Here is a 22,301-nt window from a genome sequence, read left to right on the forward strand (position 1 = left end):
AGTTTTGTTTTAGAGATTAAAGTGCTATTATTTTTTATACATTTTTAGTCAATGGCATTTTCTGACGTCTCACTTTCTCCTAAATTTTCAGATGCTATAGATTCATTGATTGAACTTAACATTGTTTGGATTCTTGATTTTTCATCATCTGAAAAGTCGTCACTGAATTCAGTCTCATCGAATTCATTATTATTTAATAGATTTTTAATCATTTCAACATACGAAAAATCTTCTTGAATAGTAGATGTTGACATTTTAACAACTATCTCATCTTGGTCGTCTTTTGAAAAATATAGTTTCATTTATTCTGTAAAATGTTTTAGGTTGTATTTTTTTACTCGTTTTTTAATTGAAGGTTTACCACCATCCGTAATTTCTGCTATGAAATCAAGGACGTTTTTATCATCTATTTGACCTTCTAATCGACTGGATACAATACTTATTTTATTATCTATATTTTGACATAAAATAATGTTTTGAGCATCTGCTAGCATTGGAATTGTGGCGTTGTGAGAAACCAAAATAACTTGCTTTTTTGGCTTAATCTTTTTTATCGCTTTTACTAGCCCTTTATTAATGTAATTTGTAGCTAAATTATCTTCTGGCTGGTCAATTATAATTGGTGCGATATCTCCATCATAACCTAAAATAATATCGAGTATTACAGATGTTTTCCAACCAGCACTCAAATTATCAAAATCTCTTCCATCAGCCGTTTCAATTTTATATTTTTTCTTATTCAGGTCTTCAAATTTTTTATTGACTTTAATTTCAAAATCATCATAACTGTGAACTTTAGGCGACTGTTGTTTGAAATTTTCAAAAAATAAGTTTTCAGGTGTTAATTGAGTAAAGTCAATAACTTTCTTATCAGTTTTTAAATAAAAATTAATCACATCGAGAAATTTTTCTTTGGTTAAACTAAAATCATTTTGGATATATAGTTTGTGTCCCATAGATTCAATTACTTCTGAATCGCATCGAATTGCGTATTCAGAAATTTTCTCAATAATCTTTTTGAATTGTGAATAGGCTTTAAAGTAATTTTTAATACTTGTAATTAGTGTGTCAAAATGTTGTTTTTTAGACTGTTCTTCTTCGTTTGATGCTTTTAAATGCTCGTCATATGCTAATTTAGATTGTTGAATTAATTTTCTTGTTTTGTTTTCGAATTTAGAAACATTGAAAGCCTTTTCAAGCTCTTCTTTTAGATTAGCTACCAAATCTTCATTATGTTCAATGAAAGGATTAACTGTTAGAAGGTTTTCAATCTCGTCCAAGATTAATAAGTGTTGCTCGTACTGATGTTGTGGATATTCAGTTTTGTCTATAATTTCTTGTGAAGGTAAAAGATTCGATATGATGTTTTTTTGAACATCTTGTTTATTAACTAACCTTGAAAGGATTGGTATTTTTTTTAAATTTTTGTCTTCGTCTTCAATTATTTTAACGCATTTGACTAAATCTTTTAAGTCCAATTTTAATTTTAAAAGACCTGCATCTACTTTTTCACGTATCGTATCATCACCAGGAAAAACTTTTTTAATAATATCAATATTACCAAGATTGTCGTCCGTAGTTTCGTTGACAATACTCATAATATAGTTTTGAGATATATAATGCGGATGCAAACCTGAAGGATTCTCAATAATTATTTTTTCCACCTCAAAATGCCCATAATTACTTTTTGAAAAGTCATTATAGATTTTGTTGTTTATGGAATCAACCAATAGGGTTTTTCCACTTGAAGAACCTCCAATTACAACATTCAACCCTGATGTCAATTCTACATCTATTTCAATATTTGGTTTGGAAAGTTTTATTGTTCTTATGCTTTCTGACCAGTTCTTTGGTTTTTGTTCTGAATAGGCTAATCTGGATGATTCTGAAAGAGACAATCTTAAACCGTTAAAGGTTGGTAGTGAAAACATCCAAGTAGGTACGAAAGGTTTTGCTTGTGATGATTTTGCGTTTGGATATTGATTTGGGTTATAATTATCCGTACAAGTCATTAAATTCACAAATTCATTAATACCAAGCTTTTTGAAATATTCCTGTGTTCTTTCCAATCCAGAATTCCCTCTTGCAGTAAATCCATCAAACTGATTATAATAAATGCTTCTTTCCATCGTACTATCAAATCTAACTCCATCAGGAATTGATTTGTCAAATGTTGAATGAGATTGTCCTCCGTGTGGTAAAAGCAAAAACTCATACAAATCAAAGGTGTTTATGACAGTTTCAATTGATGGAATATTCTCGTCGTCTTTTTGAACTACTTTGTTTGGGTATAACTCATCTAATTTACTGTTCAAATCATCAATGGTTTTACTATTAATCTCATTTAAATTGAAATAAATATGACAGTGATAAGGTGGACAGGTACTATAATTTTTTATATGAAGTTCAACTCCAACCAATATATTTATCCCTAAATCTTTTGCTTTCAGGTATACTGTTTTGTTAATGGTATTGTGGTCAGTAATTGAAATTAAAAATGTAGAATCATTAGTGTATTTATTTATATTGCCCACTAACAATTGTAAATCGTAATCTGGATTCAGATTGTTAGGGTCGTCAGAAGTATGTATATGTAGGTCAAGAAATACTGGATTCATTTGATTTTCATTAATTTTGTTTTGCTTGTGGCTAACTTATTTACCTATAAAACTCTTATCTGGCAATACCTCTATTTCTGCATGCCATTTAGAAACATCCACATTTTATACTGTTTTTTATCTGACAGAAAAGTACTAAATAACACTTTAAAAACCTATAGTTTTCTTACTTAATTATAGTCTCTAAATATTTAATCAAAGACCGTGTTAGTCGCCATAGCTATCGGGAACAGTGGTATCATTTGTTTTCTTGTAAATTACAGTACTTTAGATTAAAGTTACTTGTTGTATTAGTGGATTCCTGCCTGCGCAGGAATGACAAAACAAAAGTTGGTGTGTGATGCCTCCTAAAGTTTATTTTGAGCGGAGTCTAAAAGTCGACATGAATAACGCTATTTGATTTATGTTGCTTAGTCATTTCGAACTTATGTGAGAAATCGCATTGTTTTGACAATAGCCCCTGCTTACTCCTGTGTGATGCCTCAATCGTACCTCATGTCGACATGACTGACGTGTCTAGATTTAATATTCCTAGTCATTTCGAACTTATGTGAGAAATCGTATTATTTTGGCAACAACCCTTGCTTACTCTTATGGGATGTCTCAATCGTGCCTCATTTCGACATGACTAACGTGTCTTGATTTAACATTGCTAGTCATTTCGAACTATGTGAGAAATCGTATTATTTTGGCAATAACCCCTGCTTACTCTTATGTGATGTCTCAATCGTGCCTCATGTCGACATGACTAACATGTCTTGATTTGACATTTCTAGTCATTTCGAACTTATGTGAGAAATCGCATTGTTTTAGCAACAACCCTTGCTTACTCTTATGGGATGTCTCAATCGTGCCTCATTTCGACATGACTAACGTGTCTTGATTTAACATTGCTAGTCATTTCGAACTATGTGAGAAATCGTATTATTTTGGCAATAACCCCTGCTTACTCTTATGTGATGTCTCAATCGTGCCTCATGTCGACATGACTAACATGTCTTGATTTGACATTTCTAGTCATTTCGAACTTATGTGAGAAATCGCATTGTTTTAGCAACAACCCTTGCTTACTCTTATGTGATGTCTCAATCGTGCCTCATGTCGACATGACTAACGTGTCTTGATTTGACATTCCTTGTCATTTCGAAACTACTTCACAACCATTATAATACTACAATTTAGAATTACTAACAAAAGCAATATACTTACTATCTGGCGACCAACTCGGTACATTTATTGAACCTTGCCCACCATAGATGTACCCAATAACTTTTGGAGTGCCGCCTTCGTAAGGCATAATACGCAATAAACAATGTTTGTAAAATGGATGGGTAGTGGGATCCATATCCTTAGGAAAGGAAATAAAAACAATCCACTTTTTATTAGGACTTACATGGGGAAACCAATCGTTATAGCCATCAAAAGTAAGCTGCTTTTTGTTTTTGCCGTCAGCATCCATACGCCATAATTGCATCGTTCCTGTACGTACAGAATTGAAGAAAATGTATTTACCGTCTGGACTGTATTCTGAGCCATCATCCAATGTTTTTCTGTTGGTTAACTGTGTTTCTTTTCGTGTGGCTACATCAATAGCATAAATATCGAATTGCCCGTTACGCTCTCCTGTAAAAATCATTTTTTTATTATCTGGAGACCACCCATGCAAATAAGATGCTCCTGCACCTGGTTTTGTAACCACTACAGGATTGGAACTGCCCGTTGTGGGCAAATAGTAAAGCGTTGATGTATAATTATCTTCAGGGTTATGGTGGCTAATACCTAATAATTTTCCATCAAAAGACAATATGTGGTCGTTATTATTATTAATTGCTGCACCAGTATTTAAAGGTGTAATGCGCTTGTGGTTTAAATTATAATTAAAAAGACGCCCCTCGGAATTATAAATTAATTGTGTGCCATCCGTAGTCCAATTAGGCGCTTGTATGGAATGCTTGGTACTGTGAATTATTTTTCTGTGCCCCGTGGCAACCTCCATTAGCTCCAGATGGCTCCCAATATAATCTTGATAAGGCTTAAAGTCCTGTTCTGCAGGGGTGATAATTCTAACATTTCTAAACATTGCGGTTTCTGTGATGTTTGGATTATGAGAACACACTGCCAAACCTACATATACTTGATTTTTTAGTGGCATGTCTTCCAATTGCACTTGGGTAAAAGGTTTACCAAATTTGGCGGTAGACATGATAAATGTATTTCCTTTACGTTCTAATTGAATAACGTCTGGTAAGCTATCTTTAGAGACTATTTCTTCGGTTGCACCATTAGTGGTTTTACGGTATTGTAATGCTGTAAGGCCATCGCCATGTAGTGCTGCATTAACATGTGGCGTATTATGATCTAAATCGTTTTTTACTACCCAACCTACTTTACGGTGCGGATCTACACCTTTACCTAAAAATGCAACTTCTGCTCTTAAAATAAAATCGCCTTGTATGGTAGACCATAAGTAATGAAACTGATCGGTATCTGCCCACATATTTGTACCGCTTCCTCCTACTGTATACGTTTGATTATCGGTATTATAATGAGCAAATCCACTATGCTCTGGGTTTCCAACATCTAGATGGTTACTAAATACGCCTAAATTTGTTTGTGCTTGAGTTAATGTGATTGATGTTATAAGACACGCTACATATAATACTATTTTCATAAAAACCTTTTTAATTACAAAATTACAGTTGCTTAAAAGTATAATAATTATTCTTAAACTGTTGCATTATACATTTAGGTTTAATACGCAGTTGCGTATTTCTATAAATTAATATTATGCAGTCTTTATTCAGTAAGGATGTTCTGGGGTAATGTCTCCTAAAGTTTATCTTGAGCGGAGTCGAAAAGTTGATATGACTAACGTATCTCGATTTGACATTCCTAGTCATTTTAAACTTATGTGAGAAATCGTATTATTTTGGCAACAACCCTTGCTTACTCTTATGTGATCTCTCAATCGTACCTCATGTCGACATGACTAACATGTCTTGATTTGACATTCCTAGTCATTTCGAACTTATGTGAGAAATCACATTGTTTTGCTAACGATTATTCCTTACTGTTATGTGATGTCTCAATCGTGCCTCATGTCGACATGACTAACCTGTCTTGATTTAATATTCCTAGTCATTTCGAACTTATGTGAGAAATCGCATTGTTTTGACAACCACTCGTGCTTACTCTTGTGTGATGTCTCAATCGTGACTCATGTCGACATGACTAACGTTGCTTTATTTGACATTTCTAGTCATTTCGAACTTATGTGAGAAATCGCATTATTTTGGCAATAGCCCCTGCTTACTCCTATGTGATGTCTCAATCGCTCCTCATGTCGACATGACTTGCGGTGTTTGAATTATGAGGTATTTTGAATATGATATCCTATGTTTCAGGTTTGTTCTGCACCGCGTTAGGGATTGCAGCGGCATCCTTTTTAATGCTTGGTTAGAAAAAAATTAGCTTTTGAACTGTAATGTAAAAGATTGCCACGTCGCCTACTCCTCGCAATGACGCATTAAAAAGATATAGCGGAAAGCCCGACCGGAGCCAAAGCGGAGGGAACGCCCAAATCGTTATCACAACAAGTACATCCATAAAAAAAAGAGCGAAAAACTAATGTCTTCCGCTCTGGCTACTTTAGAAAATTTGCTATTAATTATTCTATGAGTAGTTTTAGGGTGTTATAGGTGGTTTGGCTACCTGATATTTTTACGAAATACATACCTGAACTTAGGTTGCCACGTTTTACGGTTACGGTATTTGCGCCTCTTACCGCTGTTACCGGAATGGTGCTTACTAAACGCCCTAGCTGGTTGTATAGGTGTACATTTAACGTTTCGCTTACTGGTGCTTGAAACTGTATGCTTGTGCTTAAGCGCATTGGGTTGGGTGTGGCTTGGGTTTGTATCCCATTTTCTTCGATAGTGTTTACCGACAAGGTGCTACTGTTTGCAAAGTGTACCTGCTCTAGCATTAGTGTTTTGGTTTCTACATTGCCTGTATCGGTTAGCATGGTGTATACGATTGAGGTAACATCGTTTACTTGCATTTCGGTTCCTGTGATGGATGTGAATGCTGAGAATGGTAAGGTGTACCCCGACATAGTTTCTGTTAACTGGATTGTGGTTTTATACTGTGCTTCCCAATTATTCACACTTTCTTTTACCAAACGTACTACTAGTGTGCCTGTGCCTTTTGCATTTAGTTTTAAACTGTTGTACGCCGACAAATCTATGGGGTTGAATTTTGGTGTAAGCGCACGATATACGGCTACATAATCGTTGGTTGTAGCTTCTAAAGTGATGTTACGTTCTACTGCATAGGCATCAGTTTCAAACGTTTCATCGTTGGTGGCGACATCAAAACGTGTTACATTGGCTTTTGCATCGTCGTATCCCCAAGGACCGTCTGATAGAAATAAATCATCTGGTGTGTTTGTACCATCGCCTATTCTGAAACCTACATCAAATAGGTTGCCTGCATCTACTTCTATATTTGAAATGTAGTTTCCGTTTAAATCGATATTGGTTGTTACAAATTCTACGGTATCGGTTTCTGTGTTACGTACTCCGCCATCAAATTGTACCGCTTCGGTGCTGTTGGTATTTACTATTTGTAAATCTAACTTTCCGTTATGGTATTTTCCTTGACGTACAAATACGGTTGGTGGTGTTGAGTTGTTATAACGTGTTACTGGTTTTTGACCTTCTAACAGGCTTACTACTTCTTCACCTAACTTTATTAAATTATCTAGTGAGCTAGACCATATTTGGAAATTGTAAAACGGTACGTCTTTTTGGTATTTATCTAAATTCCAGTGGCTTTCTATACCGAAATTGGTATTTCCATCGGTGGCTTTTGCTGATAAACTCAATACGAATTCTAAAGAGCCATCTATATTCTGGATGAGTGCTTTTATGAATTGTTGTTCCTTAATTTCAATAGTAGATACGGATATTAATTTTGCGCCTAACAGTCTATCGCAGATGTATTTTGTATGCTCGTAAACACCTTTTTCTGTTTCTAAAACCATTACAGACCCTACGGCTTCTCCGTTTTTTAAATAGTCTACTGAATACAAATCTTTAGCATTGGTAATACCGATTAAATCTCTTGGAGAGGACTCGATCACCTGGTCTTCGTTAATGACATCTAAAGGAATGAAGTCTGTTAATAGGAAGCCTCCGTTTTTACCCATCATACGCTTACCATAAGTGGATTTTTTAGATAGACGTTTCGCAGTTGTTTTACTGAATTTATAGTTCAGTTTTGCACGGTTAAAGTTGCGTTTGTTGATTAATTCTGAAAGTCTGTTATTACTTTCTAAACCTCCTGCATTTGCACTTGAAGATGAAGATACTTCTATTACTGGACAATCGGCATATCCTGAACATGAAGGGTCTTCGCAATCGATTAATCCATCACCATCATCATCAATACCATTGGTACAGTCTTCTTGTGGTACTGGTGCTGTTGGACAACGTGCCCCATCATTTTGAGAACTTGATGGCCCGAAAGCAAATAAATTAGATTCCATATCCGCTGCACTATTTACATCTTGCACATTTTGAATGACATAAATGGTTCCTGTTTGATTTGCTGACACATAAAAACGACCGTCAGCATCAAAATAAACTGCGCCATACGTATAGTTTAATCCTGAAAGAATTGGCACTTCGCCTAAGTTGGTCATCGCACCAGTTTTTATATCTATTCTGTATAAAAAGTTTGTCTTTTTTTCAACGGTGTATAACATTCCATCTACAGCATTAAATGCCCAATCGTGGATACTGATACTCTTTGGTAAATCTGAGGTAGCGATGTGCTGACCGTAATTATCGGATTCTGGGTTTACATCGATAGCATAATATTCGGTTCCGCCGCCTTTAAGATAATATATGCCATCTGCACTTACATCGCCAATATAGCGTCCGCTATCAGGCAGTTCATCCACATAAAAGGTAAGTGTAGAAAAGTCCTTTCCTATACGTACTATCGATTTTGAAGGAAAACTTAGTGACCCCCAAATATAACCGTCTGCCGGATTATAAGCGGCTGCGTTAATAGTGCCTTCAGTGATATCCATAGCAACCGCATACGAATTTCCGGAAGCCAAATCAATGGCATACACATCGTTATACTGGAATAAGTAGGCGTTATAGTCGCAATTAAAAGGTTGGTCTTGGGTTGATGCTCCAACCTGCGCGTTAATGTGTTTAAAACAAATAATGATAACACATAATAGTAATAATTTTTTCATGATATATTAATTTATACCACAAAACTAGTTGCTTAATGCTGTGATTTTTTTGTTTTTCGGTGGATGAAAATTTTGTGTAGACGAATGGTTGTTTTAAGGTGTTTAGCTTTTTTTATTTAGGTCTGAAGTTTCTCTTTATTTTAGGAAAAGTGTGATGTGATTTCTCCTGTCGTCGAAATGACTCGGTGACTATATACTTAAACTGAGTAACGTTAGTCATGTCGATATGAGGCACGATTGAGACATCTCATAAGAATTAAGAATAACTGAATTATGTGATTTCTCCTAGCGTCGAAATTGTAAAGGTTAACTAATTCGAGGACAATTTTTGTTAAACTTGTTAGGAGCTTTACCATTTAAACTTTGGTGAGGCCTTTCCTCGTTATAATAGTAAAGGTATTGTAATATTTCCTCTTTTAGATGTTCTTTGGATTCGAAATATGTCTCTCTTATTAGGTCGTCCTCAATGGTTCTCCAAAAGCGTTCAATTTTTCCGTTGGTCTGTGGCCTATAGGGTCTTATATATCTATGTTTGACCCCAAGTTCGGACAGCATCCGCTCAAAGGCGTGGTTATGCTTTGATTTACTTTGTTTCTGCCCGAATTCGGGTCCATTGTCCGTAAGAGCCTCCCTGAACTTTATATTGTAATGTTCAGAAAGGATATTGAAGCTTCTAAGTCCCGCAAACATGGTTGTTAACGCGGTTAGGTCTTCTGTAAGTTCTACCCATGCCACACGGGTGCACGAGTCTATGATACCGTACAGATAATACCGTTTTTTAGGTTCTTTGGCTACGATACCTTTTGGGAGATAATGTGTGTCTATGTGTGCCAGTTCCCCAGCCTTTTCTTTTATGATACGTCGTTTGTTGGATTGCATCTTTGGTGTTAGCTTGTTTAGCCCATAGCGCTTGGTGATGTTATATACTCCAGATGGCGATGGGGTAAACTGTCTTAATTGGGGCTTTAAAATACAACTAATCTCGTATTTGTTGTTCCCCTGCTTTCTTAACGCTATGACTTTTTGCTCAATAAAGGGCAGAGGCCTTCTGCTCTTCCACTTTGGCCCACGCTTCTGGGGCAACAGGTCTTCTGCTTTTCCGCTTTGCTTGAACCTATTGTAATATTTTAAAAAGCTTCGTCGATCAGTGCCATTGGCCTCATGAAAATCCTTGACATATCGATACCTGGGATGGCACTTGTTCTTCACCAGTTCATACTCACTAATCAAAAACTGGTATTTCTGGAGGTAATTGCGTTTTAAGGTTAGGTCGTCGTTGTTATTTCTCATGGAACAAAATTAATCTCTTGGTTAATTCTGTCATCGAATTAGTTGACTTCTACAGAAATGACTCTGATCATTTAAATTGAAGCCCTTTGTCATGTCGAACGCATGTGAGACATCACATTATTTAGAACCTATATACTTCAAAATTCTATGTGATTTCTCCTTTTGTCGAAATGACTACTAATGCTAAAGCAAATTAAGCCGTTTCATCAATTCTGGTCTATTGGAGCGACTTACGGGAATAACATCTTTTTTAATAAGGACGCTATTATCCTCTATATCAATGATTTTTTGAACATTGATAACATAAGATCGATGTACTTTTAAAAAGAGATCTTTGGGCAGCTTCTCCTCTATTTTCTTTAATGTAGAATGTACGGTATAATTCTTTTCCTCGGTTTTTACGTGAATGTAATCGCCTTTGGCTTCTATTAAATAGATAGTAGGGATATCAATCTTAATTAAACGTCTGTCGATATTGACGTAAAGATCGTTACCCGAAGTCGTTTCTACCTTATCATTTTCGGAGGTTTTAGCTGCTGTTGTGCTTACCGATTCCGCTTTTTGTACTGCCTTTTGAAAACGCTCTGGTGTTATTGGTTTTACTAAATAATCGACAATACAATCGTATTCAAAAGCTTGAATAGCAAAGTTAGAATCTGATGTAGTTAATATAATTTTAGGCGGATTTTTAATGGTTTCAATGAAATCAAAGCCCGTAAAATCAGGCATGTGAATATCCAGAAAAATTAAATCGACCTCATTCTGATTTAAGTATTTAATAGCCTGAATAGCGTTTGGAAACTCTTCTAAGATATTTAAGCTGGGGACATTAGAACACAATTGAGCAAGAATGGTTCTTGCTGTGGCTTCGTCATCAATAATAATACAGTTCATGCAGGTGGCTTTACAAAGTCGCCAGATAGTCTGTTATCGTTTCAAGAATATCGTTAAACGCTTCTTCTCCAGAAGTGTTATTTTCTTTAAGGTTATCCTCGTAACGCTCCGCTATCTCATAACTTTTTTCAAGCCCTAAAATACTAATTTTATGTTTAAGTTTGTGTACATTTTCTGCTGAAGCTTTAAAATCTTTGGCCTGTATATTCTTAAAATACACTTCTTTTTCTTCGGGAAATTCCTTTTTTATAATCGCAATTAGCTTATTCTTAAAACTTTCGTCTCCTCCAGAGAGCTCATTGATATACGACAGATTGGGTTGTTCCATGAATTATTTTTTTAAGGTGAAATAAAATGTTGTGCCGCTTTCTAGTTTAGACTCTACCCAAATTTCACCACCATAAAGTGTCACTATTTTTTTTACAATTGATAGTCCAATTCCCGAAGATTCAGGATTATTCTCTAATTTTTGAAATGTTTTGAATATTTTATCAAAGTATGTCTTTTCAATACCTTTACCGTTATCTTTTACAAAAAACTTCCAAAAGGAATTATCATCTTCCACTCCTATTTCTATCCTTCCTTGAGATTTATCATTATACTTTACAGCATTATCAATTAGGTTTTGAAAGAGCTGTTGTAATCTAAATTTGTCACCTTTTACTAGGGGTAGCTTATCATCTTTAACTATCGTAATATGTTGTGGTATCAACATAGTAGTTATAATGTTTTCAACTAGTTTATCAATATCAACATCGTAAACTTCAGTTTGATTTTTATTAATGGTTGAATAATCTAAAATACCGCTAATTAGCGTATCCATTTTTTCAACATTATTTCTAATGAGTGTTAAACTTTCACGTCCATTCTCATCTAGCTTATCTTTATAGTCTTCACTTATCCAAGCCGTTAATGCATCTATACTTCGAAGCGGCGATTTTAAATCATGGGATACCATGTGCGCATAATCACTTAGCTCTTGATTTTGATGCCCTAGTTCTTCAAGCAACTTTTCACGCTGCTTATTCATTTTAACGATTTCCTTGGTTTGATTATCTATAAATTCAACCAATTTTAAACCATCTAGGTCTACATTATCTAAACTTGAACTACTAGGTAGCTCATAAAACTTAAGGGTTTCTATAACGTGTTTTAGCTTATCAATAAATGCTTTTTGAGCTTGAGCTTCTTGCTTTAATTGTTCGTTAGCAACAAACAATTCTTCTGAACTAATTGACATAGCTCTTTGCTGCATGACGTATTGTTCGTCAAAATTGGTATAAGACCGATTTACTGCATCTAGGAATTCTGCCATCTCCTGTGAAGAGGCCTGTTCTTCTGATAGATATTTACGTATTTGTCGCTTTAGTAACGAGTTCATTATTCACTTAATAGCGTTATAGTCATCGTTTGATTGTGCAATTGGCAATTTTTCTCACCGTGGAAGGGTGCTATCTCTCCATAGGAATAAAACCCGCATATAGTAGTATTATCACCCACTACTGCAACAACCTCTTCAATTTCTTCTTCAACGCGCTGGTCTAAAACTAACTTTCTGCCTATGCAGCTTACTAATAACGCCAATTGCGGTTTATTATTTCTTACTTCTAAAGCTTGTTTTGCTGCTCGTTCTGATGCATTTGCAATGTTATCTACATTAGTCATCATGAGCTGAACCTTGGAATTTTCAGGGATATCCCCAGCGAGAATCATTGTATTATCGTCTTCATTTATATTCAAAATAGTGCGCACAAAAGATTGTTTTTCTTCTGTAGATTTTACATTTAATGGGTACAATAATGCAGCTGCTGGTAGCTCATTAGATTTTTCTCCTAAATATTTCTTATATAAATCTAGTGCAGGTTTATTATCTAACTCATATAGCACATTAGACTCTGATTTTGTTACCACACGTTCTGGACCAAATGGTGTCCATCCACCATGGATTGAAAACGAAGCTTCAAAGGTTTCTCCATAAAATCCTATAGCTATAATCTCTCCTGGTTTTGGGTTTTCGTTATAGCCTGCTAAAGTTTTTTCAAAACGTGCAGCATCACCGCATAACCCACCAGTTATTAAAATATTATCTTGTACGGATGCATTCATCCCCTTGGTTAGCTCACTCCCATTTATAAAACTTCCTTCGGATAATACAAAAACATATTTTAATCCTTCTTCTGGAAATTGCTTTAATAAGCTTACCCCAGTTTTATAACTATCTAAATCTGAGCTTAAAACATTACTAGTTTTAATTAAAAATTCTGTTTTTTCAAACTCTACGGCAGTAACTGTTACACTATTGTCATCAACCCTATTTGATGTAATATCGCCACTTGTAGAACCCATAACTATGGCGCCATCAGGAAATAGTGTTTTCACCTCTTCAAAAATAGTGTCATTTTCTAGCATATATCTGTTACCTAAAACCAACACTAGCGGTTTTGCAAGGGTTAGCTTAGGCGATAAATATTCCCAAGCTGAATCTTTATATTTTTTTAATTGTACTATTTTCATATACTATTTTTTTAGTGTAAAAAAGAATGTAGTACCCTCATTAGGTTTACTTTCTAACCAAATTTGGCCTTCGTGTAAATCCACAATTTTTTTAACAATGGAAAGCCCTATACCTGTTGAATCTTTACTCTTGTTAAGCGCATGAAATATTTTGAAAATTTTATCGTGAAACTTTTCCTCAATACCAATTCCATTATCCTTAACTGAGAATTGATAATGTGTATCATGATCGTTAACATCTATTTCAACTAACCCGAGGTCTTTATCTATAAATTTAATAGCATTACTAATTAAATTTTGAAATAATTGCTGTAGTTTAACTTTTTCGCCTTCAATTTTCGGAAGTGGATTCAAAACTGAAATAGATACATGGTCTGGAACATATAAAATAGATTTTAAGTCTGTTACCAGCTCATGCAAATCAACAGTTTGTTTTTCTAATGTTTCTGTACTTACACTAGAATAGGTTAGTACATCAGAAATGAGCTGTTCCATTTTTTCTAAGGTAGTTTCAATGAGATCAAAATTTTGGAGACTTACTTCATCTAGTTTATCCTTATTATCTTCCTTAATCCAATTGACCAAAGCATCAATACTTCTTAATGGTGATTTTAAATCATGTGAAACGATATGGGCATATTCTTGGAGTTCGTTATTGCTTTTTTCTAATTTTTTAAGGAGGTTTTCCTTTTGTATCTGTAGGCTATTTACTTCTGTAATGTCTCTAACTATACCTTGTGCAGCAACTGGTTGTCCTTCATCATAAATAATACTAGCATTGATATGAACTAGCTTTTTTTCCTTTTTTTGGGTAATAATATTAACATCAAAATCAGTGAGTGTACCATTGCTCATTAAGGATTGAAATGATTCTGCAACACGTTCTATTTCATCGGGATGCGCCATTTCAAGAAGATTAAACTCAACATTTGAATTTTCAAAACCCAATAAGCTAACCGCAGCATCATTCATTTTAAGAATATTACCCATTAAATCCATTATTACGTAAGCGTCTACTATATTTTCGAAAACACCTTGTAATTGAGAATCTGTTTTGTTGAGTAGTGCCTCTAATTCAGAATAAGACTTCTCTAATTTTTGTTTGGCTTCATATAATTCGGCCGATTTACTTTCCAAGATTTTCTCAGCCTGTTTACGAGCAGCTTTTTCGCGTACTAATGCACGCTGTAACATGTCAATTTTTTCTTGACTCATTAGTTTTTGTTAATTACAAACCTTACCTCTGTACCAGCTGAATTAAGCTTTTCATATTCAATATGCACTGGTACTTTAAATAACTTAAATGTTTCTAGCATCAATCCCTTACCAAGCATGTATAGTGCTCTATCAGATTTATACACCATTACCATTTTTGTTTCAGTACGCTCTTCTAGATCAAATGTTGGTAATTGAGCGTCAGGATATATCTTTTTTACTTCAACATGAATATGATTTTCTATAGATGCTATCAAATCCATTGGGTCTTGGTAATGACTCACTAAATTTGGATGTGTTTTTATCAAAGCAGCAAACAAGTGTTCAGCATAAACCATGAGCAAATCATCTACTGATATGTCGGTATTTTTGCTGAGATGGGAAATAAGTTGAAGCATTTCATTAAACTCATAAGTACCAACGGAAGTGTAAATACCTTCTGATTGCAAATCGGATTGATTTATAATTTTATCAACCATCTCCAATCCAAATTTATCCTCAACTAAATCTAAAAACTCTGTAAATATTATACCTTTCATCTATACTTTCTTTAACTCGTTAATGCTCCAATATCCTAATAACTTTTCAATTTTCAATACGTAGTCTTCGTATTTTAATGGTTTTAAAACATAACCAGCAATTCCTATTTTATAACATTCTAATAAATCATTTTGATTGTTAGAAGTCGTTAAAATTATGGTTGGAATATATTTTAAGACACTATCATTTTTCAGAATACTTAAAAACTCTATACCATTTAGCTTAGGCATATTCAAATCTAATAAAATTATGTCAGGTAAATCTGCTTTGTTTTGTAAAATTTTTAAGGCTTCCTCACCATTATTGGCTTCTATTATCTTATGAGGAAGATTGAGTTTTGAAATTGTTCTGTTTAATTTCATCACTTCTATCATGTCGTCTTCAATAAGTAGTAAGTTAAGTATGTTTGCCATGTCTCTCCTGTTTTAGTTAGTGAAGTTAATTAAACAAAGTAACTTTCAATCTCTTAACAAGGTGAACAGAAAACAAGTGTAGACGAATGGACTTTAAGTGTAGACGAATGGTTTAAAAAAAAATTTTAAGTAGTGTATCCATAAAATTATTTTGCATGTTCAACAATAATCCGAACACTTTTTGAAGCCGGAGTCTTCGCAGTATGCGCAAAACTATCAAGAGGCACTAGCACATTGGTTTCAGGGAAATACGTAGCACAACAGTTTTTTGGAATATCGTAACCCACCACCTTGAAGTTATTAGCTTCACGGATAACACCATTGTATTCCGACTTTAGATTCACAATATCCTGTTCTCGTAAACCACGTTGTTTCATGTCCTCTCGGTTCATAAAAATAATTCGCCGTTCATTAAAAACACCTCTATATCTGTCATCTAAACCGTAAATTGTGGTATTGAATTGATCATGACTTCTAATTGTCATCATAATTAACTCGTCGGCCTTTAATTGCCAATTGGGGAGTTTGTTTTTTGTGAAGTTTGCCTTTCCTGTTTTGGTTTTAAATTTGCGCTCCCTAGCCCCATTAGGCAAATAAAATCCAGACGGTTGTTTTAATTTGGTGTTATAACCTTCAAAACCATTCACTACCTCGGCAATGTCATCCCGTACCAAATTATAGTCATCTTTGTATGCCAACCAATCGATTTTAGAACGATCCTTTAAAGTGGCGTGAGCAACGCTACAAACCACGGCAACCTCACTCATCAATGCATCGGAACATGGCTCCAAAACACCCCTTGTAGAAGACACCACTCCCATAGAGTTTTCAACACTTTGCGTTTGTATACCTGTTTTTTGATAATCTTTCTCTGCTCTACCTAAACATGGCAAAATGAGCGCTTCTTTTCCTGTAACTAAATGCGAACGGTTTAATTTGGTACTTACATGTACCGTTAAATTACAATTTGCCAAAGCCTGAGCAGAATATGCTGTATCTGGAACTGCCGAAATAAAATTACCACCTAAGCCAAAAAATACTTTGGCTTTCTTTTCATACATGGCTTTAATAGCTTCAATAACACTATACCCATGTTTTGGAGACGGCTTAAATCCATACTTTGCTTCAATTTTGTCTAAAAACGCCTGTGGTGCAGACTCCCAAATACCCACAGTTCTATCGCCCTGTACATTAGAATGTCCCCGAACAGGGCATGTGCCTGCGCCTTCTTTTCCTATACTGCCTTTAAGCAATAACAGATTCACTAATTCTCGGATGTTATCAACTGCATTTTCGTGCTGTGTTAAGCCCATTGCCCAACAAATTATAATCTTGTTTTTATTTAAAACCAAGTCTAAAACATCATCAAATATGTCTCTAGAAACGCCTGATGCTTTTAAACATTCCTCAAAATTATACGTTTTTAAATCTGAAATAAAATCCTCTAAACCGTTTGTGTATGCTTCAATAAACGCTTTATCAAATACATTTTCTGTGGCTTCTTCTTTTTCTAAGAGTTTTAATAATAATGCCTTAAAAAATGCCACATCACCATTAATAGTAATCGGTACAAATACATCTGAAAGTTTTGTACCACCCGTTAACATTTTTATTGGATTCTGTGGGTTTGTAAACTTCATTAATCCTACTTCTGGTAATGGATTAATCGCTATAATCTTACCACCATTCTTCTTAGTTTTTTCTAAAGCAGACAACATTCTTGGATGGTTTGTTGCAGGATTTTGACCAACAACAATAACCAATTCTGCTTTATACAAATCGTCTAAAGCAACTGAGCCTTTACCTATTCCAAGTGTTTCAGACAACGCACTCCCACTAGCTTCATGACACATATTTGAACAATCTGGCAAGTTTGAAGTACCATATTCGCGGACAAATAATTGATATAAAAAGGCTGCTTCATTTGTGGTTCTTCCAGAAGTGTAAAACACCGCTTCATCTGGATGGTCTAAAGCATTTAAATGTTCACCAACTTTGGCAAAAGCATCTTCCCAAGAAATGGGTTGATAATGTGTTGCGCCATGAGGTAAATACATCGGTTCTGCTAATCGTCCTGATTTACCTATTTCAAAATCTGACAATGCTGCTAGTTCATCAACAGATTTATTAGCAAAAAAATCACGATTAATGAGTTTATTTTGCATTTCTTCTGCCATGGCTTTTAAACCATTTTCGCAATATTCGCCCAAAGACGAACGCTCATCATCTGGATCTGGCCATGCGCAACCTGGGCAATCAAAACCACCTTTTTGATTCAGATTTTGGGTAATTTTTAAAATATTTGATGGCTTAATGTATTTTACAGCATGTGTTGTGGCCGCTTTTAAACCTCCAACTCCAGCAGAATTTGTTGGAGGCTTTGATATTTTTAAGTTTTTAAACGCCTCTGGTGTTAAGGCTTTATCTATTGATGACTTGCTCATGCTTCTAAGATATGATAAATTATAAAAAGTAACTATAAACGTGAGTTCTATACAATTATAATTCAAAATCAACAAGTTATAACTTTACAAAGTTAAGACTATGTCATTCAGACGAAGAATGAGGAAGAATGTCTATTGAATGAGATTTCTCGTCGCTAGTTCCTCTCTCTGTCGAAATTGACAAATAGCTGAAAAACAATAAATAAAGCATCTAATTATATAAATGTTATGTCGAAGTCACGTTATAAAGGTTTATTGAGGTTCTGATAATCTTCTGGAGTATCAATATCCATATTATCAAAATCTGGAATTACAGTTTTAACCAAACTGTTATACTTTTTTAGTATCGATTTGGCACCGCCATCACCTGAAATTTGAGATAATTCTTTAAAATAATTCTTGTGAAATAATACTGGTACACCCTTTTTGCCTTCATTGTATTTGGTTGTGAAAATACTTTCTCTACCAACATCAAAACTCATTATCATTTCACTTAAAAATGAAGACGTCACAAAAGGTTGATCTGCTAAAACAATTAAAAGTCCATCTATTTTTTCTTTTGAATCTAAATAATGTAGTGCTGCACAAGCTATAGATTTCCCTAAACCCAATTGCCAATCTTTATTGATGATTACAACAATTGATTCATCTTTAATTTCTGAAAAAACTGCATCTTGATTTGCTCCTAAAACGACCGCAATTTCTTTAGCTGAACTAGCATTACAAGTGTTTATAGCATGTTGTAGTAATGAAACATCTCCCCATTTTAAAAGTTGTTTAGGGGTTCCCATTCGTGATGAACCTCCCGCTGCTAGAATAGCGATAACAATGTTTGAAGATGAATCCAAAGTTATTGTTTCTGGTGAATACGTCCTGTCTTTTCACTTAGCGATTTAGGATCTCTATTTCGAGTTACAGATAAAATCTCAGATACTATAGAAATAGCAATTTCTTGTGGGGTTTCTGAACCGATATCTAAACCTGCAGGTCCATGGATAGATTCTAAAAATTTATCTGATATCTCTGGACAATATTCTATAAACTGCGACAATAAATCTTCACGTCGTTTTGTAGGGCCTAAAAGGCCAATATAATTAGGGTTGGTATTTTGTAAAGCTACCAAATAGCGTAAGTCGTAAGCAAAATTATGTGTCATTAAAACAATAGCTGTTTGATCGTCAATGTTTGATACGTCTAGATGTTCTGGTGTTGTTGCAATCAAACTATTAGCACCTTCAAAATAATCAACTGTTTTAGCTTGTGAAAGACCTGCAACTATGGTAACTTCCCACCCTGTTAATGTTGCATATTTACACAACTGCACCGCATCATGGTCTGCACCTATAATTATCAATTTAAAGCATGGTGGCATATTTTGATGAAACACTAAGCCATCCGAAGACTCAACTGATTTGTTTGATATAGTAAATCTGATAGTCCCAATAATGACTTCAGAACCTATTCCCTCAAAAACACCTTCGGATTTTTTATATTTAGAAATTACTTCAAAAGAATTTCTGCCTCTTAAGCATTTAAAAAAAGTGTCTTCAAAAAAGGATTCAACATTAACTTCTTCCAATAAAATATATAAAACACCTTCGCACCCCAAACGATATCTGCCATCATAAGTCATCATTTTGGATTGTCCTGTTTCAAAAACAGATTGTGCCCGTATGACCACTTCCTTCTCCACGCAACCACCACTTACTGCGCCTACCATATTTCCATTTTCTAAAATGAGCATTCTTACTCCTGGGCGTCTGTATGAAGATCCATCTAAATCTACCACGGATGCCAAAACAGATTTTAACCCTTTTGATTTCGCTAGAATAGCTTCCTGTATAATATGTTTAAACTCGTGTGTCATTAAAAATTTTATCCTGCTATACTTGATTCAGCATTCATATTATTGATATATGGAAATTTAGTCAAACGTATTCCCATTGCCTTGTAAATAGCATTTGCAACTGCCGCCCCTACTGGTGGAAGCGTAGGCTCTCCAAGTCCAGTTGGTGCAATATTGCTTTCAATAAAATGCACATCTACTTTTGGTGTTTGTGCCATACGAATCAATTGGTAGCCATTAAAATTATTAGCAGATGGTACACCATCCTTAAAACTAAAATCGGCGTACATGGCATGTCCTATTCCATCTAAAACACCACCTTTTGCTTGATTCATGGCACCTAAAGGATTTACCACAATACCACAATCGATGGCACAGGTTACCTTTTTAACAACAGGCACACCGTTTTCCATCATTACATCTGCAACCTCAGCTACATGCGTATTATGGCAATAATAAACAGATAGCCCTTGGTAAATTCCATCAGCAACTTTACCCCAATTGGATTTCTCAACCACCATTTTTAAAACGCCTTGCAATCGTTCTGGACTGTATTCTATATTTGGCTCTGGATTGTTCTTAACGTTTTCTAATAAATCCATGTGCAATTGTACACGATCTACACCTAGTTCTTCAGCCAATTCATCAAAAAAGCTTTGTTCAGCAGTCGCCAAAAAGTTAGTATATGGTGCTCTCCAAGCCCCAACAGTAATATTACTTTTTAATCTAGCACTATCTACTTGATAATTCTCTAAGGCACCAGCTGGAAAGAAATTAGGAATTAACCCATACATATTGCCATTTACACAGGCTTCTTTTAAATGATAGCCCGTAAGTTTTCCATCCTTTATGGAAGCCGCAATTTTATATTTGCTTGCGGGACGATAGACTCCTGTAGACATATCATCTTCTCTGGTTGAAATCATTTTTACAGGTTGTTTTATAGCATCTGAAATTTCGGTAGCCTCTAAAACATAATCGTTATACAAACGTCTTCCAAAGCCACCACCCATTCTTGTAAGATCTACATGAATATCTTCTACAGGCCTCCCTAACATAGCAGCCACAGCACCTTCTGCAGCCTCTGGCGTTTGTGTGGGACCTACTAAATGTACTTTTTCAGGAGTAACATTAGCGAAAAAATTCATGGGTTCCATTGTATTATGCGGCAAAAATGTAGATTCGTAAACACGCTCTAATATTTTATCTGCGTTGACAAAAGCCTTTTTTACATTACCATCGTTTCGTCTAGTTTTAAATGTATTACCATGTAATAAATTCAAAAGCTTTTCATCATGATCCTCAGTACTTTCCAATTCGGAGTCTGTTTTCCAAGTAGCGGTTATCGCTTTTTTACCTTTTATAACATCCCAAGTTGTTTTTCCAATTACTACCACTTTGTCCGTAGTACTCAATTTCACACTCCAATTAGGTTTGTTTTTACCCAAAATTGATCTTGCTTTTTCCCCAATGGTTATTACATCTATAACACCAGGTAATGCCTTTGCTTTTGAGGCGTCGAAAGATTCCAGTACTTGTCCAAATGCAGGCGGTCGTAATACCGAAGCATACACCATACCTTCTTCTTTGTAGTCTAGTCCGAAAAGTGGTTTTCCTGTGATGATTTTATCAATATCCACATTTCCTTTACCCTTTCCTATAATGGTAAAGTCTTTTGGATCTTTTAAAGTCACCTCCTCTGGCACATCTAAAATAGCGGCAGCTTCAACAACATCCCCATAACCTAAAGTATCACCATTAGCATTAGTAATAACACCTGCTTTAGCGCTGCACGTATTAGCATCAACACCCCACTTTGCCGCTGCAGCATTAATCAACATCTGTTTTGCTGTCGCGCCAGTTTCACGCAATGGCTGCCAACTACCACGAATAGACTGACTACCACCAGCTACTTGGTTACTAAAATTTCCTGTATCTAGTGGCGCTTGCACTACATAAACATCGTCCCAAGCCACATCTAACTCTTCTGCAATTATCATGGGCATTGACGTTTTTACGCCTTGTCCGATTTCTGGGTTTACGGAATATATAGTAACCTTTCCTTCAGGAGATATTTTTATGTAGGCATTAAAATCCTTGTAGTTAAGGGCGCTTAAATCTACAGGAGGTTCTACATCTGATTTACAGGCATTAAAAAGATTAAACCCAATTAACATGCCACCACTTGCCAGTACTGATGTTTTTAAGAATGATCTTCTATTGAATGTATGTTTCATATTCGTTTTTATAATTGGG

General features: G+C 35.1%; 16 protein-coding genes. All 16 read right to left on the bottom strand.

Annotated features, from left to right (window positions below; genetic code table 11):
* Positions 1-44 precede the first annotated feature (44 nt).
* Entirely contained in the window at positions 45-254 is a 210-nt protein-coding gene (locus AC1B0Z_RS04955) for a hypothetical protein (RefSeq protein ID WP_483794448.1), read from the bottom strand.
* Between the two features lie 48 nt (positions 255-302).
* Positions 303-2,618 (bottom strand): PHP domain-containing protein, encoded by a 2,316-nt coding sequence (locus AC1B0Z_RS04960; RefSeq protein WP_483794449.1) that lies wholly within the window; start codon positions 2,616-2,618, stop codon positions 303-305.
* A 1,171-nt stretch (positions 2,619-3,789) separates the two neighbouring features.
* On the bottom strand, positions 3,790-5,289 hold the full coding sequence (locus AC1B0Z_RS04965) for a TolB family protein (protein WP_483794450.1): 1,500 nt from the start codon (positions 5,287-5,289) through the stop codon (positions 3,790-3,792).
* 996 nt (positions 5,290-6,285) lie between these two features.
* Entirely contained in the window at positions 6,286-8,889 is a 2,604-nt protein-coding gene (locus AC1B0Z_RS04970; protein ID WP_483794451.1) for a DUF6923 family protein, read from the bottom strand.
* A gap of 306 nt (positions 8,890-9,195) precedes the next feature.
* On the bottom strand, positions 9,196-10,179 hold the full coding sequence (locus AC1B0Z_RS04975) for an integrase core domain-containing protein (protein WP_483791788.1): 984 nt from the start codon (positions 10,177-10,179) through the stop codon (positions 9,196-9,198).
* Positions 10,180-10,362: 183 nt separating this feature from the next.
* Positions 10,363-11,073: a LytR/AlgR family response regulator transcription factor gene (locus AC1B0Z_RS04980; RefSeq protein WP_483794453.1), complete on the bottom strand. Its 711-nt coding sequence runs from the start codon at positions 11,071-11,073 to the stop codon at positions 10,363-10,365.
* A gap of 10 nt (positions 11,074-11,083) precedes the next feature.
* Complete coding sequence (locus AC1B0Z_RS04985; protein WP_483794455.1) at positions 11,084-11,401, bottom strand: Hpt domain-containing protein; 318 nt, start codon at positions 11,399-11,401, stop codon at positions 11,084-11,086.
* Between the two features lie 3 nt (positions 11,402-11,404).
* Positions 11,405-12,454 (bottom strand): sensor histidine kinase, encoded by a 1,050-nt coding sequence (locus tag AC1B0Z_RS04990; RefSeq protein ID WP_483794456.1) that lies wholly within the window; start codon positions 12,452-12,454, stop codon positions 11,405-11,407.
* Positions 12,454-13,587 (bottom strand): FIST signal transduction protein, encoded by a 1,134-nt coding sequence (locus AC1B0Z_RS04995; RefSeq protein WP_483794457.1) that lies wholly within the window; start codon positions 13,585-13,587, stop codon positions 12,454-12,456. Before AC1B0Z_RS04995 ends, AC1B0Z_RS04990 begins: the two co-directional genes overlap by 1 nt.
* 3 nt (positions 13,588-13,590) lie before the next feature.
* Positions 13,591-14,802: a sensor histidine kinase gene (locus tag AC1B0Z_RS05000; protein ID WP_483794459.1), complete on the bottom strand. Its 1,212-nt coding sequence runs from the start codon at positions 14,800-14,802 to the stop codon at positions 13,591-13,593.
* Complete coding sequence (locus tag AC1B0Z_RS05005; RefSeq protein ID WP_483794461.1) at positions 14,802-15,341, bottom strand: heme NO-binding domain-containing protein; 540 nt, start codon at positions 15,339-15,341, stop codon at positions 14,802-14,804. The genes AC1B0Z_RS05000 and AC1B0Z_RS05005 overlap by 1 nt, the downstream gene beginning before the upstream one ends.
* On the bottom strand, positions 15,342-15,755 hold the full coding sequence (locus AC1B0Z_RS05010; protein ID WP_483794462.1) for a response regulator: 414 nt from the start codon (positions 15,753-15,755) through the stop codon (positions 15,342-15,344). It lies immediately after the preceding gene.
* A gap of 146 nt (positions 15,756-15,901) precedes the next feature.
* On the bottom strand, positions 15,902-18,199 hold the full coding sequence (locus AC1B0Z_RS05015; RefSeq protein WP_483794464.1) for an FdhF/YdeP family oxidoreductase: 2,298 nt from the start codon (positions 18,197-18,199) through the stop codon (positions 15,902-15,904).
* A 242-nt stretch (positions 18,200-18,441) separates the two neighbouring features.
* Positions 18,442-19,047, bottom strand: a complete 606-nt coding sequence (locus AC1B0Z_RS05020; RefSeq protein WP_483794465.1) for a nucleotidyltransferase family protein — start codon at positions 19,045-19,047, stop codon at positions 18,442-18,444.
* Between the two features lie 2 nt (positions 19,048-19,049).
* Entirely contained in the window at positions 19,050-20,066 is a 1,017-nt protein-coding gene (locus tag AC1B0Z_RS05025) for an XdhC family protein (protein ID WP_483794466.1), read from the bottom strand.
* Positions 20,067-20,074: 8 nt separating this feature from the next.
* Positions 20,075-22,282: a xanthine dehydrogenase family protein molybdopterin-binding subunit gene (locus AC1B0Z_RS05030; protein WP_483794467.1), complete on the bottom strand. Its 2,208-nt coding sequence runs from the start codon at positions 22,280-22,282 to the stop codon at positions 20,075-20,077.
* Positions 22,283-22,301 lie beyond the last annotated feature (19 nt).

The sequence above is a fragment of the Hyunsoonleella sp. J2K-J805 genome (assembly GCF_057167125.1).

Bases quoted from the DNA above. Each gene is read 5' to 3' on its own strand.
- AC1B0Z_RS04955 (WP_483794448.1), bottom strand. From the start codon at position 254: ATGTCAACATCTACTATTCAAGAAGATTTTTCGTATGTTGAAATGATT.
- AC1B0Z_RS04960 (WP_483794449.1), bottom strand. From the start codon at position 2,618: ATGAATCCAGTATTTCTTGACCTACATATACATACTTCTGACGACCCT.
- AC1B0Z_RS04965 (WP_483794450.1), bottom strand. From the start codon at position 5,289: ATGAAAATAGTATTATATGTAGCGTGTCTTATAACATCAATCACATTA.
- AC1B0Z_RS04970 (WP_483794451.1), bottom strand. From the start codon at position 8,889: ATGAAAAAATTATTACTATTATGTGTTATCATTATTTGTTTTAAACAC.
- AC1B0Z_RS04975 (WP_483791788.1), bottom strand. From the start codon at position 10,179: ATGAGAAATAACAACGACGACCTAACCTTAAAACGCAATTACCTCCAG.
- AC1B0Z_RS04980 (WP_483794453.1), bottom strand. From the start codon at position 11,073: ATGAACTGTATTATTATTGATGACGAAGCCACAGCAAGAACCATTCTT.
- AC1B0Z_RS04985 (WP_483794455.1), bottom strand. From the start codon at position 11,401: ATGGAACAACCCAATCTGTCGTATATCAATGAGCTCTCTGGAGGAGAC.
- AC1B0Z_RS04990 (WP_483794456.1), bottom strand. From the start codon at position 12,454: ATGAACTCGTTACTAAAGCGACAAATACGTAAATATCTATCAGAAGAA.
- AC1B0Z_RS04995 (WP_483794457.1), bottom strand. From the start codon at position 13,587: ATGAAAATAGTACAATTAAAAAAATATAAAGATTCAGCTTGGGAATAT.
- AC1B0Z_RS05000 (WP_483794459.1), bottom strand. From the start codon at position 14,802: ATGAGTCAAGAAAAAATTGACATGTTACAGCGTGCATTAGTACGCGAA.
- AC1B0Z_RS05005 (WP_483794461.1), bottom strand. From the start codon at position 15,341: ATGAAAGGTATAATATTTACAGAGTTTTTAGATTTAGTTGAGGATAAA.
- AC1B0Z_RS05010 (WP_483794462.1), bottom strand. From the start codon at position 15,755: ATGGCAAACATACTTAACTTACTACTTATTGAAGACGACATGATAGAA.
- AC1B0Z_RS05015 (WP_483794464.1), bottom strand. From the start codon at position 18,199: ATGAGCAAGTCATCAATAGATAAAGCCTTAACACCAGAGGCGTTTAAA.
- AC1B0Z_RS05025 (WP_483794466.1), bottom strand. From the start codon at position 20,066: ATGACACACGAGTTTAAACATATTATACAGGAAGCTATTCTAGCGAAA.
- AC1B0Z_RS05030 (WP_483794467.1), bottom strand. From the start codon at position 22,282: ATGAAACATACATTCAATAGAAGATCATTCTTAAAAACATCAGTACTG.